This is a genomic window from Pseudomonas sp. 31-12 (assembly GCF_003151075.1).
Classification (GTDB): domain Bacteria; phylum Pseudomonadota; class Gammaproteobacteria; order Pseudomonadales; family Pseudomonadaceae; genus Aquipseudomonas.
Genome location: NZ_CP029482.1, coordinates 2,693,099 through 2,709,658, shown reverse-complemented (window position 1 = coordinate 2,709,658; position 16,560 = coordinate 2,693,099). Strand labels below are relative to the sequence as shown.

General features: G+C 60.2%; 13 protein-coding genes. 5 read left to right on the top strand and 8 right to left on the bottom strand.

All coding sequences use genetic code 11. The features are described 5' to 3' along the window. Window positions 1-9: 9 nt before the first annotated feature. Entirely contained in the window at window positions 10-1,395 is a 1,386-nt protein-coding gene (locus tag DJ564_RS12660) for an iron-containing redox enzyme family protein (RefSeq protein WP_109629592.1), read from the bottom strand. 193 nt (window positions 1,396-1,588) lie between these two features. Between DJ564_RS12660 and DJ564_RS12655 the strand changes: the two genes are divergently transcribed. Continuing rightward, the gene (locus DJ564_RS12655) at window positions 1,589-2,035 is read left to right on the top strand and encodes a cupin domain-containing protein (RefSeq protein ID WP_109629589.1); all 447 of its coding nucleotides are present in this window, start codon (window positions 1,589-1,591) and stop codon (window positions 2,033-2,035) included. Window positions 2,036-2,087: 52 nt separating this feature from the next. Here the strand turns inward: DJ564_RS12655 and DJ564_RS12650 are convergent, their stop codons facing one another. From DJ564_RS12650 to DJ564_RS12620, 5 genes are all read right to left on the bottom strand, one after another. Continuing rightward, window positions 2,088-2,546, bottom strand: coding sequence for an N-acetyltransferase (locus tag DJ564_RS12650; protein ID WP_109629586.1), 459 nt, complete (start codon window positions 2,544-2,546; stop codon window positions 2,088-2,090). 24 nt (window positions 2,547-2,570) lie between these two features. Beyond that, a complete protein-coding gene (locus DJ564_RS12645) occupies window positions 2,571-3,224 on the bottom strand; it encodes a peroxiredoxin (protein ID WP_094467986.1) in 654 nt (217 codons plus the stop codon). A 160-nt stretch (window positions 3,225-3,384) separates the two neighbouring features. Beyond that, window positions 3,385-4,782, bottom strand: coding sequence for a cytosine permease (locus DJ564_RS12640; RefSeq protein WP_109629582.1), 1,398 nt, complete (start codon window positions 4,780-4,782; stop codon window positions 3,385-3,387). A 166-nt stretch (window positions 4,783-4,948) separates the two neighbouring features. Further along, window positions 4,949-6,790, bottom strand: a complete 1,842-nt coding sequence (locus DJ564_RS12630; protein ID WP_109629579.1) for an amidohydrolase — start codon at window positions 6,788-6,790, stop codon at window positions 4,949-4,951. A gap of 280 nt (window positions 6,791-7,070) precedes the next feature. Beyond that, window positions 7,071-8,075 (bottom strand): helix-turn-helix transcriptional regulator, encoded by a 1,005-nt coding sequence (locus DJ564_RS12620; RefSeq protein WP_109629576.1) that lies wholly within the window; start codon window positions 8,073-8,075, stop codon window positions 7,071-7,073. 434 nt (window positions 8,076-8,509) lie between these two features. Between DJ564_RS12620 and DJ564_RS12615 the strand changes: the two genes are divergently transcribed. The 4 genes from DJ564_RS12615 to DJ564_RS12600 all read left to right on the top strand — a co-directional run bounded on the left by DJ564_RS12615 (window position 8,510) and on the right by DJ564_RS12600 (window position 14,148). Then, entirely contained in the window at window positions 8,510-9,883 is a 1,374-nt protein-coding gene (locus DJ564_RS12615) for a glutamine synthetase family protein (RefSeq protein ID WP_109629574.1), read from the top strand. A 10-nt stretch (window positions 9,884-9,893) separates the two neighbouring features. Continuing rightward, the gene (locus DJ564_RS12610) at window positions 9,894-11,285 is read left to right on the top strand and encodes an aldehyde dehydrogenase family protein (RefSeq protein WP_109629572.1); all 1,392 of its coding nucleotides are present in this window, start codon (window positions 9,894-9,896) and stop codon (window positions 11,283-11,285) included. A gap of 3 nt (window positions 11,286-11,288) precedes the next feature. Next, window positions 11,289-12,449, top strand: coding sequence for an iron-containing alcohol dehydrogenase (locus DJ564_RS12605; protein WP_109629569.1), 1,161 nt, complete (start codon window positions 11,289-11,291; stop codon window positions 12,447-12,449). 133 nt (window positions 12,450-12,582) lie between these two features. After that, window positions 12,583-14,148 carry an amino acid permease gene (locus DJ564_RS12600; RefSeq protein ID WP_109629566.1) on the top strand — a complete coding sequence of 522 codons (1,566 nt, stop codon included), beginning with the start codon at window positions 12,583-12,585 and terminating at the stop codon, window positions 14,146-14,148. Window positions 14,149-14,259: 111 nt separating this feature from the next. Here the strand turns inward: DJ564_RS12600 and DJ564_RS12595 are convergent, their stop codons facing one another. After that, window positions 14,260-15,453: an MFS transporter gene (locus tag DJ564_RS12595; RefSeq protein WP_109629563.1), complete on the bottom strand. Its 1,194-nt coding sequence runs from the start codon at window positions 15,451-15,453 to the stop codon at window positions 14,260-14,262. 71 nt (window positions 15,454-15,524) lie between these two features. Beyond that, window positions 15,525-16,553: an alpha/beta hydrolase gene (locus tag DJ564_RS12590; protein ID WP_109629560.1), complete on the bottom strand. Its 1,029-nt coding sequence runs from the start codon at window positions 16,551-16,553 to the stop codon at window positions 15,525-15,527. Window positions 16,554-16,560 lie beyond the last annotated feature (7 nt).

The window sequence follows — 16,560 nt, the reverse complement described above, 5'->3', positions numbered from 1 at the left end:
GCCGTGCTCCTATCGCAGGCGGGATTTGAGTTCGATGAACCGTCGCGTGGCCATCAGGCCGGCCGGATGAGAATGCCGATGCGCCGACAACCATGGGATCAACACCGGCATCTGTTCGTGTGCGGCAAGCCCGTCCAGCGAGGTTTGCAGGCTCTGGATGTCCGGATCGTTTTCGGGCACCGGCGGTTCTGTCGCGACGCTCGTGCCCCGGCGAACCGCTTTGGCCGGGTGCTCAGGCGTCCAGTCGCCGGCGATCCAGTCATGCAACAGCTGTTTTTCGTAAGGGCTGAACACCCCGAACATCGCGGCACCGTCACCCTCGATCAACTGCCAGAACCGGCTGGCTTGCGGGTCCTGCTGACGCTTGATCCAGCCTTTGTTTTCCATGGCGGTGAGGAAACCGGGCAACTGCTCGGGTGCCGACAGCCATTGGTTGACGGTCTTGCCTTCGAAGCGGCAGTAGTCGGAATGCATGTGCTGGCCGAACGGACGCTTGCGCTCAAGCATGTTGAGCAGCTCGGTGTCGAGATCGAACGATTCGATGATCGCGCGACTGCCCTGCCCCAGATCATTAAGCCGATAACCCAACCCGACCCGGCGCAGAAAGTCTTCACGATCGCCCTCCACCGGCAGCAGCTGCAGCACCGACTGCACGGCCTTGTGCGCGTGGCCGGTGCTGGCGTTGTCGATGGTCACGTGCAGGGTGAAGTAATACGGATCGATACCCAGTTCGCTGAGTTCATAGGCGCTGATCAGCAAATGCAGCGGCAGTTGTTCGTAGCCGAGGTTGTAGCCGATCACCTCCGGCAGAAACTCGTCGGCGGATTCGCCCAGCGCCAGTTGCATCGCGCCTTGCAGATAATGCTCGTCGGCGATCACCCCGGTGTCTTGCAGGCCATGTTCGGCGAGCAGCTTGCGGTAGATCACCACGTGATTCTGCGCCGGGTTGCCGTCGCCCAACTCTTCCAGATAAGTGCAAATCAGCCCTTCAAAACGCGGGTCGCGCCACTGACGTAACAGGCCGTACAGCCAGGCGCCGTCAACCAGTTTGGTCGGAGCCACGGCTTGCAGGAAAAACAGCGCGTGCGCCTTGTTCGTAAAGAACTGGCGCGGCCCGCCTGCCTTGCGTTGTTGCAAGTAGTCGGCGTATTGGCGGGCGACCTCGACGCTGTGCTGCTCGACGAACGATTGCAGCGCCGACAGGTCCGTCGGCATCTCCTGAGGCAGGTCGGTGGCGTGTTCGATCTGCGCCTCAAGAAAGCTTCGGGCAAGTGCGCGCCGTTGCTCGGGGTCGTCGCTCAGTAGCAGTTGTTCATAGGCTTGTTTCAGGCTTCCGGCGTCCGGGATCGGGTGTTCGTCGGCAGTCCGCGATTCAAGTCGTGTCAGGGCAGTCATGGGCGCATCTCTCGGTCTGAGGCCAGTGGCAGGACGCTGAATCAACAGGTCTCTACATCAGCAGAGCGATTTGCCTGGATAAAAATTCAATTGGCGTTGAATTTGCCCTGACGGACGGGCTTGTGGGGGCGCCGCTTGGCTGACGCGCCAGGCATATACTCAGTGGGTGTTGACTCATCTTCGGAGAGTAATCATGCGAACGGTGCACGTCATCGAACAAGCGCCTGCGCCGGTGAATGTCGTGGGCGAGGCGATCACGATTCTCGCGGGCGGCGACCTGAGCAAGCCCTTTGAAATGCATATTCAGGAAGGCGTGCAAGGCGGTGGACCGCCGCCGCATTTTCATCCTTGGGACGAAGCGTTCTACGTGGTCGACGGCCAGGTCGAAGTGACTGTGGCGGGCAAGTCCACCACTGTCTCTGCCGGGGGGTACGTGCATATCCCCGGCGGATCCATCCATGCCTACAAGAACATCAGCCCTACCGCGAAGATGATTGGCGTGGTGTCGGATCCACGGGGCGGGCAGTTTTTTGCGGCGGTGGATCAATTAAGGGTGCCGGAGGATTTGCCGCGGATACTCGAGATTGCCGAAGCGCATGGGGTCATCTTTCTGGTGCCAAAATCACCGCCTGCCGTGTAGCTGCCGAGTCTGCGCAGGCTTCGCCAGTGGCAACAGGGGTAACGTGACTCAGTCAACCCTGCTTCAAGTCGAGGCAGTAGGTGTAATAACCGGTGTCGCGCACGTAACCCAACGACTCATACAACCGCTGAGCGCCGAAATTATCCGTAGCCGTTTCCAGCACCATGCCCTTGGCGCCAGTCGATAGCGCAAAGTCTCGGGCAGCTTTCATCAGTAGCCTCCCCACACCCTGCCCCCGTGCTTCGGGAGCGGTGAACAGGTCGCTGAGCAGCCAGGTCCGGTGGGCGTCGATGGAGGAAAATGTTGGGTACAGCTGGACGAACCCCAACGCATTACCGGAAAGGTCCGATGTGAAAAAGATCACGGATTCGTCCCGGTCAATACGTTCGGCGATGAAACCGCGGGACTGCTGCAAGTTCGAAGGCTGGCCGTAAAAGCCTCGATAAGCGTCGAAGAGACTCGCGATTTTGTCGATGTGCGTTGTGTCGACGCGCAAGACTTGAACGGCCATGCTGAGGGTCTCCGTACGTATGAGTTACTTCGGTTGCGCCACCGTGCGCAAATAAGGTTTCACCGTTTTGAAACCATCCGGGTATTTCTTCTTCGCGTCCTCATCGGACACCGAAGTCGGAATGATCACATCTTCACCCGGACGCCAGTTAACCGGGGTGGCAACGGTGTGCTTGGCATTCAATTGCAGCGCATCGAGCAGGCGCAGTACCTCATCAAAGTTGCGCCCGGCGCTCATCGGGTAGATGAGCATCGCCTTGACCTTTTTGTCCGGCCCGATGATGAACACGGAACGCACCGTGGCGTTGTCCACGGCCGTGCGTGCGCCGCCGCTGGCATTTGGATGGATCATGTCGTAGAGCTTGGCCACCACCAGGTTCTCGTCGCCGATCATGGGGTAGTTGACCGCATGCCCCTGGGTTTCTTCGATGTCCTTGGCCCAGCTTGCATGGTTACTGACGGGGTCGACGCTGAGGCCGACCACCTTGGTGTTGCGTTTGTCGAACTCCGGCTTGAGCGCTGCCATGTAACCGAGTTCAGTGGTGCACACCGGGGTGAAGTCCTTGGGATGCGAGAACAGAATTGCCCACTTGTCGCCGATCCACTCATGGAAATGCAGCGTGCCTTCGGTGCTTTCGACGGTAAAGTCCGGTGCTTCGTCGCCAATGCGGATGGTCATGATTGTTCTCCTGAGGGTGAGTTCGTAGGGAAGCCGTCGGAACGCGAGTCGCGGTTCCAACGGCGTTCGGGATCTGTGTTGAACCTGTCAACGCGGATCAGTATAGGAGACGCTTCAAGACCTGCCGGAGACCGGCGCATTCACTTTGTAAGTCGTTGATTCAGGCCTTTGAAGGCTCCTCAGGCACCACCGCCACCGCTGATGTTCTCGCCAGCAGGTAGTAGAGAATGCCCGGCACCACCAGCCCGACGATCCAGGAAATATCGACACCACCGAGCTGCGCGACCATCGGTCCGGAGTAAAAATGCGTGTCGACGAAAGGCAACTGGATCAATACGCCGATGACATACACGCTGATCCCGCGTACGTTCCAGCGACCATAACGGCCTGCCGGATCGGACAACGCCGGAATGTCGTAGCGTTCCTTGTTGATGAAGTAGTAATCCACCAGGTTGATCGCGCTCCACGGCGTGAAAAAGGTCAGTAGAAACAGGATGAAGTACTTGAACGAGTTTAGGAACGAGTACTGCCCCAGCAGCGCCAACGTGGTGGACGCCGCGACAATCAACAGCACAAACACCATGCGCTGGCGGGCGGTGATTTCGAGACGGCTGCGAAAGCCACTGATGATCGTCGCCACGCACATGAAGCTGCCATACGCGTTGAGCGTCGACACCGTGACCTTGCCGAACACCACGCTCAAGTACAGCAGCGAGGCCATCACCCCGGTACTGCCCAGGCCGACGATGGTTGCCACTTCATGACCGCGAAAATTCACGCCGGCCAACGCTGCGGCAAACACACCCAGCACCATGGACGCCTGGGCGCCGAGCACGGTGCCCAGGCCGACGGCAGCGAAGGTCTTCCAGGACGAGGTTTTGCTCGGCAAGTAGCGTGAGTAGTCGGCCACGTAGGGGCCGAAGGCGATTTGCCAGGACGCGGACAGCGACACGGCCAGCAGGAAGGTGCTCCAGCCGAAGTGACGGTTTTCCAGCAACAGGCCGATATCATTGAGCGTCATCAGCCGGGTAAACAGATAGGCAAAGGCAATGATGCCCAACACGCTGGCCACCCGTCCGACCAGATGAATGACCCGATAGCCGAAGATCGTCAGAAACGCGATGCAGGCGGCGAAAATCAGGATGCCGGCGCTGTCGCTGACATGGATCAGTTGCGCAATGGCTTGCCCCGACAGGACCGCGCCGGTGGCGCTGAAACCGAGGTACATCAGGCACACCAGCACAATCGGGATCGCCGCCCCATAGACTCCGAATTGCACACGACTGGAGATCATCTGCGGCAGCCCGAGCTTAGGTCCCTGGGCGGCGTGCAAGGCCACGACCGCGCCGCCGAGCACCTGGCCGATCAGCAAGCCGATGAGCGACCAGAACACGTCACCGCCCAGCACCACGGCCAGTGCGCCGGTGACGATGGCGGTGATTTGCAGGTTGGCACCGAGCCACAGGGTGAACTGGCTGTAGAGGCTGCCATGACGCTCGGCCTCGGGGATGAAATCGATCGAACGGGTCTCGATCAGGGGACTTCGTTGTTGGGTCATTACGGTGTTCTCTTGTTATGGGTGGACGCTACTGACGATCATCTATGGCGCAGAACCTGTGGGAGCGAGCCTGCTCGCGATGAGGGAGTGTCAGTCGACATTTATGCTGGCTGACACACCGCTATCGCGAGCAGGCTCGCTCCCACAAGGGTTTTGTGTTTGGCCTTTATTGGATCGGCTTTTGTACGCCAGCCACAAGCGGCGCCTTGGCCCACACAACCTTGCCGCCGACCACCGTCATCAGCACTTCATTTCGGGCCAATTCATCCTCAGGCACTTGCATGAAGTTCTTGTCCAGGACGATCAGGTCGGCGAACTTGCCCACTTCCACCGAGCCGACCACCGCGTCCAGTTTCAGCTGTTCGGCAGCGTTGATGGTGATGGTGCGCAGCACCTCCGTGCGCGACAGTGCCGGGTCGGCATTCAGCCGGCCGGCGTACTTGGGGCCGTAGCTGTGTGGGTTTTGCGGATCGCCTGAGCGGGTGACGCCGATCTTCAACGCGAGGAACTCGTCGAGCGGGTCGACAGGCCAGTCACTGCCATACGCCACGCGACCGCCGGCCCGGGCGATGCTGCCCGACGGTTCCATGCGAGCGAAACGCTGGGCACCGAGGTGATCGCTGGTGCCGTCGATGGTGGACGGTGCCTGCTGGGCCCACTGGAAGGACATGTTGGCGGTCACGTCGAGGGCCTTGAAGCGTGGATAGTCGGCAGGGTCCACGGACTCGTTGTGAGTGATCGCCGGGCGAAAACCATTGCCAGGCAATTGCTGACGTACGTATTCGATGCCGTTCAGCGAGTCACGCACCGCGCGGTCACCGGTGGCGTGCAGGTGCGGGTCGAGGCCGGCCTGTACGGCTTGCAACAGCAACGGCTTGAGCACTTGCGACGGGAAGTACAGCTCACCGACGTTCTTGCCCGCTGTCCACTTCGGTGCCTTTTCGGTTCCGGCATTTTTCAAGTACGGCGTCAGCATTGCCCCGGTGTCCGCCGGGGCATTGATGATGCCGTCCATGAACAATTTGACGTGGCGCATGCTCACGCCCGGCGCGACTTTGGCTTCGCCCTGATCGTAAGTCGTGGCCAATGCCTTGGCTTCGGCGATGGTTTTTGTTGGATCCGCAGCAGCAGCGGCCGGGGCCAGTTTGATCGCCAGCAAGGCCCGGGCGGTCAGCTCGCCCGACTGCTGCAGGCTGGTGAACGCCTTGCCGTTTTCGGGCCCTGACAAGGCATCGAAGAAACTGGTGATGCCTTGCTGGCGCATCGCGTCGAGCGCGGCGCGGGTCTGGTTGAGTTTTTCGGCGTCGGTGGCGGGCGGCACCACGGCGGCCATGGCATCGGCCGCGCCGTCTTCGCAGATGCCGTTCGGGTTGCCGGCGCTGTCACGCACGTATTTGCCATCGCTCGGATTGGCGGTGTTTTTGTTGATGCCGGCCACGGCCAGGCCGCGGGAGTTGGTCAGCACGGTATGGAAGTCGGTGGAGCGGACCTGGATCGGACGCTGGGTCTTGAGCGCGTCCAGCGTTGATTTGTCCGGGTCGCCGTCGAGTCCGTCCATGCCCATGCGATCCCAGCTGCCGACTTCGAGCCAGACGTCGGGGCCCTTGTCCTTGTCGGCGTCCAGACAGGCTTGAATGGTTTCCTGGAATACCTTGCGCGTCATCGTCTGGTATTTCAGGTCGCACAAGGTCATGGCGCGACCGCCGTCCCCCGGGTGCATGTGCGCATCAATGAAACCCGGCATCAGCATGCGCCCGGCCAGATCGATCAACTGGGTCTGCTTGCCGATGTACGCAGAAACCCCTTCGTCGCTGCCGACATAAACGATCTTCCCGCCCGAAACGGCAATCGCCTGCTGCACGGAGTTCTGGCCATCGACGGTGTAGACGTAGCCGTTGCGCATCACCGTGTCGGCGGGCGTCGTGCTTTGGGTCTGGCACCCCACGAGCGCCATGGAAGCAAGTGCCGTAGTGGTCGCAACCGCGATAAACAGCCTGGAAAATTTCAACTGCCTCACCTCTGTTCTTATAGTTTTGGAAGTGGCCCGGACAGACTGCCGTGCAAGCCCCTGATATGCAGGGCATACCCTATAGAGCGCCGCCGCCTGCGGGACCTCCACAAATGAGGAGGGGCAACAAAAATAGCCCAGCAACAATTTCCCCTTGTGGGAGCGGGCTTGCTCGCGAAGAGGCAATCAAATTCAACATTAACGTTGATTGATACACCGCTTTCGCGAGCAAGCCCGCTCCCACATGGGGCCTGTATTTTAGTTGGAGAGATTTGTGGCGTTAATCGCGGCGTGTGGCGTCTCGCAGGACGGAACCCAGTTCGACCTTGCTTTTCACGCCGAGCTGCAAGTAGCAGTTGCGCAGATAAGTGCGCACGGTCGCCGGGCTCAGGGTCAGGATTTTCGCAATTTCTTTATAGGAATGACCCGCCGCAAACAGCATCGCCGCCGTCCGTTCCCGTGGCGGGAGTACTGCTGCGCGCGACTGCGCTTCGAGCGACAGAATCACATGCTCTGCGTTGGGACTCAGCGTCAGCGCACACCGGCCCAGACGCATCACGCAAGGGGCCTTTTGCAGTTGCCCGATCACCTCGGCCGGCAGCATCGAACCGCTCCACCCGGGCAACTCGCGCTGGATGGCGGCGCACAGGCTGGCGCCCACGTACAGCAGACTGCCGTCCATGCGCGCCACACCGAAGTCGCTCGCGCCGTTGCCCGTGTCGACGCGGATCATGTCTTGCACCTGAAATCGCCACAGCTGCAACAGGTGATCGCAGAAGGCCGAAAACAACGCGGCCTCGCTATCGCTGAACGCCGGAGCATCCATGCCACGATAGAGGCAGACGAAAAACATCAAGCCGCTTTCGGGCAACTCGAAGGTGATGCACATCGGATGATAGAGGTCATGGCGCCGGGCAAAGGCGTCCACCGCTTCATCAGGATCGGTGAAGCCGCTGTCGCGCACCACCGCACCGGGTTGGCTCAAGGTGTCGTGGGAAAATTTGTCGCTGCCCGCACTCTTGTGCCATTCAACGGCAAACGATTCGGGCAGGTTAATGCGCCCGTGCATCCAGCTTTTAGGCGGTGCGTTGCCGGCTGACGCGGACATCTCGCCCCACCACGCCGACGCAAAGGGCACCAGTTGGCGGAACGCTTGCAGGCCTTCAGCGATGAACTGCGAGGCGCCGCGCTCCCGAGCCAGCCGCCCCAGGTGCAGCACGCAACGATTGAACGCCTTGAGCGTTGCCATCGACGGCTGCGCGCCGACCTCATCACCCTCCTTCATCGTGCTGATCCTGTTTGCTGTACGACTTATTGTTTCGACGATGCCATAGGCGCAGACGCAGCGCCATTGGCTTTTTCGACGCCTGCCATTCATGCCCGATCCGGCAACAGTGTTTGTCCAGCGGACCGCTATTTGGGGAAGCGCCAAGCCCCTAGCATCGTCTCTACCCGGTGAGCCCGGCTCAATCAAGACGAAAAGGTGAACGACATGAAAGGTTTAAAAATTGCGCTGTTTCTGGCGCGGGGCGGTATAGGCGCACAGGCCCAGCCCTATTCACTTGGCGTCGATCGCCAAACTTGCGTTCAGCAACCGTAGGCTAAGCTTAGAGCAGCTTATTGCACACGATGCTCGCGTCTGCAGGTTTTGGGTTGTTCTGGAGAGCGTCTGCAACAGCTATTTCAGACAGGCCCAACCATTTCACGCAGGACTACGTGATGACCGAGCCCCTCCTCAGTTTTGATCAACTCAAGCGTGCTGCCGCCTCCGGCGAAATTGATACTGTTCTTGTTTGCATGGTCGACATGCAAGGCCGACTGGTCGGCAAGCGATTCCAGGTCGAGTTTTTCATCGACAGCGGCCATGAAGAAACCCACTGCTGCAATTACCTGTTGGCCGACGACATCGACATGGAACCCGTGCCGGGTTACGCCGCTGCCAGTTGGAGCAAAGGCTACGGCGACTTTGTCCTCAAGCCTGACATGTCGACGTTGCGGCGAGTGCCCTGGCTCGAATGCACGGCGCTGGTGTTGTGCGACGTGCTCGATCACCACCATCGGCGCGACCTGCCGCACAGCCCGAGGGCGATCCTGAAAAAGCAGATCGAGCGACTGCGCGAACGCGGCTACACCGGCATGTTCGCCTCGGAACTTGAGTTCTATCTGTTCGACGAAAGCTACGAGGCTATCCACAAACGCAATTACCTCAAGCCGAAGACTGCCGGCCACTACATCGAGGATTACAACATCCTCCAGACCACTCGCGAGGAGCCGGTGCTGCGGGCGATTCGCAAGCATCTGCAGGCGTCCGGCATTCCCGTGGAAAACTCCAAGGGTGAATGGGGCCCGGGCCAGGAAGAGATCAACATTCGTTACGCCGATGCGCTGACCATGGCCGACCACCACGTCATCATCAAGCACGCCTGCAAAGAGATCGCGCAGCTGCAAGGCAAGGCGATCACGTTCATGGCCAAGTGGCGGTATGACGCCGCCGGTTCCAGCAGCCATATCCACAATTCGCTATGGGACAAGAACGGCAAAAAACCGCTGTTCTTCGACGCCAAGGCTGAGTTCGGCATGTCGAAACTCATGCGTGCGTGGGTGGCCGGGCAGCTGAAATATGCCAACGACATCACCTGCTTTCTCGCGCCCTATATCAACTCCTACAAGCGTTTCCAGGCCGGCACCTTTGCGCCGACCCGGGCGGTCTGGAGTCGCGACAATCGCACCGCAGGCTTTCGTCTGTGTGCGGAAAGCAGCAAATCCATCCGCATCGAATGCCGCATCGGCGGCGCCGATCTCAACCCTTATCTTGCGTTCGCCGCGTTGATTGCCGCGGGCCTGGCGGGTATCGACGAGAAGCTCAACCTCACGCCGCCCTTCGAAGGCGATGCCTACGTTGACGAACATCTGCCGGAGGTGTCGAAGACTTTGCGCGAAGCCTGCGCCGCGCTCCAGAGCTCGACGATGTTGCGCGAAGCGTTCGGTGATGAAGTGATCGACCACTACGTGCACACCGCCGAATGGGAGCAGAAAGAGTACGACCGGCGTATCACCGACTGGGAATTGCAGCGCGGTTTCGAGCGCTATTGAGACCGACATCATGACTGCAACGATTCAACTCATCTCACCGGTCGATGGCCGGGTCTATGTCGAACGTCGCTGTGCCGATGAGACTCAACTCGAACAGGCACTGACGGCAGCCGCAACGGCCCAGGCTTTATGGAGACGCCGGCCACTGAGCGAGCGCGCCGCATTTTGCAGCGCTGCGGTGGACGCGATGCTGGCCATGAAAGACGAAATCGTCCCGGAGCTGGCCTGGCAGATGGGCCGCCCGGTGCGCTTTGGCGCGGGCGAACTGCGCGGCTTCGAAGAGCGCGCCCGGCACATGATCGCCATTGCGCCTGACGCATTGGCAGCCGTTGAACCCACGCCTGTCGCCGGTTTTCGACGACACATCAAACGTGAGCCGCTCGGTACGGTGCTGGTCGTCGCCCCGTGGAATTACCCCTATCTGACGGCAGTGAATACGATCATTCCGGCGTTGATGGCCGGCAACAGCGTCACCCTCAAACACGCTTCGCAAACGCTGCTGGTGGGTGAACGGTTCGCCGAAGCATTTCGCCGCGCCAATCTGCCCGAAAGCCTGTTCCAGAACCTGCTGCTCGATCATCGCCAGACTGGCGAGATCATCGCCTCCGGCCGCGTGCACCAGGTGAACTTCACCGGTTCGGTCGACGCCGGCAAAGCCATGGAAACCGCCGCCACGGGCCGCTTCCTCGGCCTGGGCCTGGAACTCGGCGGCAAGGACCCGGCCTACGTTCGCGCAGATGCCAACCTCGACCACACGGTGGAAAACCTGGTGGACGGCAGCTTCTTCAACTCCGGGCAAAGCTGCTGTGCCGTGGAGCGCATCTATGTCGATGAAAAAATCTACCCGGCCTTTGTCGAGCGCTTCGTCGTGCTGACGAATCAATACGTGCTGGGCAATCCACTGGATGAAGCCACCACGCTCGGCCCACTGGTGAACCCGGGCGCTGCTGAATTCGTCCGTGGACAGATCGCCGATGCGCTGGCAAAAGGCGCCAAGGCATTGATCGATCCGAAGGCCTTCCCCTTCGACGCGCCGGGCAGCGCCTACCTCGCACCACAGGTCTTGGTCGACGTCACTCATCAAATGTCGGTGATGCGCGAGGAAAGCTTTGGTCCGGTAGTCGGCATCATGCCGGTGGCCGGCGATGACGACGCCATCGCTTTGATGAACGACAGCGAGTTCGGGCTCAGCGCTTCCCTCTGGACCCAGGACCTCGCCGCCGCCGAACGCCTCGGCAACGAGATCGACACCGGCACCGTGTTCATGAACCGCTGCGATTACCTCGACCCGGCCCTGGCCTGGACCGGCGTGAAAAACAGCGGCCGCGGCGTGACCCTGTCGCGCCTGGGTTACGAGCATCTGACCCGAGCGAAATCCTTCCATTTGCGCCATGAGATCTGAGCCATGAGCCTGACCGGGAACTGGAACTACCCCACGAGCATCCGCTTCGGCGTCGGCCGCATCAGCGAGCTGGCCGAGGTCTGTCGCAGCCAGGGTATCCAGCGACCGTTACTGGTCACCGACAGCGGCCTGGCGCGCGCCCCGATCACCACGGCGGCGCTGGACGCCTTGCGTGATGCCGGCCTCGGTGTCGCGCTGTTTTGCGACCTCAAGCCCAATCCCGTCGAAGCCAACCTCGCGGGCGGGCTCGATGCCTGGCGCGCCGGCAAACACGATGGCGTGGTCGCCTTCGGCGGCGGCAGCGGCCTGGACATGGGCAAGCTCATCGCCTTCATGAGCGGCCAGACCCGGCCGGTCTGGGATTTCGAAGACATCGGCGACTACTGGACACGCGCCGACGAAAGCAGCATCGCCCCGGTAATCGCGGTGCCGACCACCGCAGGCACCGGTTCGGAAGTCGGTCGCGCGGCGGTGATCATCGACGAGCGCACCCACACCAAACGCATCATCTTCCACCCGAAAATGATGCCTCGCGTGGTCATCAGCGACCCGGCCCTGACCGTCGGCATGCCGGCAAAAGTCACCGCCGGTACGGGCATGGACGCCTTGGCGCATTGCCTGGAAGCCTACTGTGCGCCTGGTTTTCACCCGCTGGCCGATGGCATCGCGGTGGAAGGCATGCGCCTGGTAGCCAGCGCCCTGGTGCGGGCCGTCCACACCCCTTCCGACCTTGATGCACGTGCGCAAATGCTCGCCGCCGCCGCGATGGGCGCCACGGCATTCCAGAAAGGCCTGGGCGGCATGCACGCCCTCTCGCACCCGGTCGGCGCGCTGTACGACACCCATCACGGCATGACCAACGCCACCTTCATGCCCTACGTCCTGCAATTCAATCGCCCGGCCATCGAAGAGCGCATCACACGCCTGGCGGCTTATCTGCGCCTGCCCTCGCCCGGGTTCGACAGCTTTCTGGCCTTCATCCTCAAACTGCGCAAAGACATCGGCGTGCCGCACACGCTGGTTGAATTGGGCGTGGATGATCGGCAAGCAGACTTGATCGCGGACATGGCCATTGTCGATCCCTCTGCCGGCGGCAATCCATTGCCATTGACCCGGGAAGGCGCGGCAAACATTTTCGCGGCGGCTTATCACGGCCGTATTTAGAGCAGTTGTCTGTCCAGACATAAGGCATGGACAGTGTGTAGCGGTTGGAAAAGGAGCAGTACGACAAGGGGTTGAAAGCCAGGCCGTCCGGGACCCGGATGGATGCGTATCAAAACCTGAAGGGGCACACAACATGAATCCAGCAAGTCAGCCCGGCACGAGCGAGCCGCAAGACGATGACGTCAAGGTGTTGCACAGCATGGGCTACGCCCAGCAGCTCTCGCGACGCATGGGCGTTTTCTCCAACTTTGCCATTTCCTTTTCGATCATCTGCATCCTCTCGGGTGGCATCAACTCACTCGCCCAGGGCACCTCCGGCGCAGGCGGCGCGGCCATCGGTATCGGCTGGCCAATCGGCTGCCTGATCTCCGGGGTTTTCGCCATGGCCATGGCGCAGATCTCCTCCGCCTACCCCACCGCTGGCGGCCTCTATCACTGGGGCTCGATTCTCGGTAACCGCTTCACCGGCTGGCTGACGGCCTGGTTCAACTTGCTAGGGCTGGTGACCGTGCTCGGCGCGATCAACGTCGGTACTTATTACTTCTTTTTCGGCGCCTTCGGACCGGCAATGGGCATGGAAGACACCACCACGACACGGGTGATTTTCCTGGCGATCCTCACGGGTCTCCAAGCCTTGTGTAACCATCTGGGCATCGGCCTGACCGCGAAGCTCACCGACTTCTCGGGCTACCTGATCTTCGCCACGGCACTGGCGCTGACCATCGTCTGCCTGATCTCGGCGCCCAGCTATGAGTTCGCCCGGTTGTGGACCTTCAGCAACTACTCCGGCGAAGCGGGCGGCAGCGTCTGGCCGCAGGTCTCGAACGGCTGGGTTTTCATGCTTGGCCTGCTCTTGCCGATCTACACCATCACCGGTTACGACGCCTCCGCGCACACCTCGGAAGAGACCCGCAACGCCGCCATGTCGGTGCCCCGCGGCATGGTTATGTCGGTGGTCTGGTCGTTGCTGTTCGGCTGGGTCATGCTCAGCTCCTTTGTGCTGATGCTGCCAAGCATGGACGAGGCCGCGAAGCATGGCTGGACCGTGTTCTTCTGGGCGATGGATACGCAAGTGAACCCGACGGTAAAAACGGCGCTGTACGTGGCCATTTTCATCTCGCAATTCCTCTGCGGACTGGCGACCGTGACCTCGGTGTCACGGATGATCTTCGCCTTCTCCCGCGACGGCGGCCTGCCCTTCTCCAGAGCACTGGCCTCGGTCTCGCCGACCCTGCGCAGCCCGGTCGCAGCGATCTGGACCGGCGCCACCCTCGCGGTGCTGTTCGTCTGGGGATCGTCGGTGATCTCAATCGGTGAAACACCGGTCTACACCATCGTCGTGTCCTGCACGGTGATCTTCCTGTTCTTCTCCTTCGTCATCCCCATCGTGCTCGGCCTGTTCACCTACGGGACGTCGAAATGGCCGACCATGGGACCGTGGAACATGGGGCGCTTCTGGTTCACCGTGTTTGCCCTGCTCTCGATCCTCTCGATGGTGATCATCTTCATCATCGGCATCCAGCCACCGAACGATTGGGCGCTGTACATCACCATTGGCTTCCTGGTGCTGACCGCCATTGTCTGGTTCGGTTTCGAAGCCCGCCGCTTCCAGGGACCGCCGATAGGCGACGTGATCATCAGGCGCCAGGCTGAAATCGCTGCAGCGGAAGAGGCGTTGAACAAACGCGCGGGAGGCTGATACCACCGCCATAAAAAACGGGACGCCAAGCGTCCCGTTTTCCCTGCCGCCATCAATGCACGGAGTTTCTTCCCAAATTCACACACTTCCCCCTACGCAACAGCGGCATTGTCATCGTAATGGGGGCCGATCCGATCGTGATACGAACAGTGCAAGCACGGCAGCCACCAGAAGAAATAGTCCACTCGCGATGAACGTAGCCTGGTAGCCAGCTCCGTCATAAAGCAGCCCACCCAGCGTCGCGCCGAGCGTGATAGCCAACTGAATAACCGCCACCATCAAACCGCCTCCGGTTTCGGCATCACGGGGAAGCGTGCGTGATAGCCAGGTGAACCAGCCCACAGGCGCGCACGTAGCAATCAGACCCCACACACCCAGCAAAGCGGCTGTCGCCCACATCGAGCTGCCGAAGACGAGTAGAGCCGCAGCAATCCCCGACATCAGGAGTGGAATGATCATCAGCACTCGATAAAGGCTTCTGTTCAACACCGAGCCGATCACCATGGTGCCCACCAATCCGGCCATTCCGATAATCAGCAATAGCAGGGAGAGTCCAGACACATCAACGCGGGTCACCAACTCTAGAAACGGACGCAGATAGGTGAATAACGCGAACTGCCCCATAAACAAAAATGCCACTGCGGCCATGCCCAGCGAGACTTTGGCGCTACCTAACAGCCGAAACACATCAAGTGCAGATTCAGACTCATTTTGGTCAGGCATTTTCGGCAACGTGAATGCCTGCCAACAGAGCGCCAGAGCGGCGACCGGAACCACGCAGAAGAATGCACCTCGCCAGCCGATCAGCCCGCCCATGAAACTGCCAATGGGAGCTGCGACTGCAGTGGCGAGCGCGGTACCGCCCTGGATCAAAGCGATGGCTTTAGGCACGAAACTCTCGGGTGCAATCCGCATCATGACGGCGGTCGACATTGACCAACTGCCACCAATGGCGATCCCCAAAATGGCTCGACCCACCATCAGGGTCGAGTAGTTCGGGGCAAAAGCGACGAGCGTGCCAGAGGCAATCATCAAGGCTGTCAGGAAAAGCAAAACGGGTCTTCGGTCGAGCCGGCGAATGACTGAAGAGGTGAACAGACTGGTGACGACCGCGAAGAGGCCAGAAATTGAAATCGCTTGTCCGGCCTGCCCCTCTGTCAGCGCGAGATCGGTCGCAATCGGTGTGAGCAAGCTCACCGGCAGAAACTCCGAAGTCACCAGGGCGAAGGCGCACAGCGACATCGCCAGGACGGCTCCCCATACCTGTCGGCTCGCGGCTTGAATAGGTAAGGCAGTGCTGCTCATCTGATCTCCTTCAATACGTAAAGCGCCAACGCCCGCGAAGAGCGCATGGCTTGGTAGCTCACAAATCCGTGTCACTTAAGGTTGGTTTGGAAGAACGAGGTCAGCTTGGCAAACGGGATAAGATCGACCCGATCATAGAGATCCACGTGGCCCGCACCTGGAATGATGACAAGCTCTTTGGGTTGACCAGCCAGACGATAGGCCTCTTCACTGAACTCACGGGAGTGAGCATTTACGCCGGCGATGAACAGCATCGGGCGCGGCGAGATCGTTTCGATATCGTTGAACGGATAGAAATTCATGAACTTGGTATTGCTGGTCAGCGTCGGGTGAGTGGTCAGTAACGGTGACTGGCCTTTGGGAGTGAACTCACCGCGTGGCGTGCGGTAGAAATCGTAGAACTCGCGCTCGATAGCGTTGGACTTGTCCGTCAGCTCATGGACAGTTCCGCTGGTGTACTTGGTTTCGCCTCCGGTGAACTCGGCATAGCGCTGCTCGGCAGCCGCGGCGATAGCTTGCTTCCTTTGCTCGACAGTGACGGAGTGCTTCAAGCCGTTTCGGTTGGCTGCGCCCATGTCGTACATGCTGACCGTGGCAATGGCCTTCATCCGAGGGTCGATCTTGGCAGCGCTGATGACGAAGCTCCCGCTGCCACAAATGCCCAGGACACCGATCCGGTTTCGATCAACGAATGTCTGCGTGCCAAGGTAATCTACGGCTGCACTGAAGTCTTCAGCATAGATTTCCGGCGAAACCGCGTTGCGCGGTTGCCCATCACTTTCGCCCCAGAACGACAGATCGATGGCAAGGGCCACGAATCCTTGCTCCGCCAGTTTCTGGGCATACAGATTCGAACTCTGCTCTTTGACTGCGCCCATGGGATGGCCAACGATGATCGCTGCGCTTTTGCTCCCGGGTTTCAAATCTTTAGGGACAAACAGATTTCCTGCAGTTTTCATCTGGTACTGATTGTGGAAGGTCACCTTCTTCACCGTGACCTTCTCACTTTTATAAAAGTTATCGGCTCCGTTAGACATGTCGGCTCCCAGTGCGGAGAGCGACGCCATCAAAAGGCCGAGCAAAATAACGAGTTTTCTCATGAGGTGC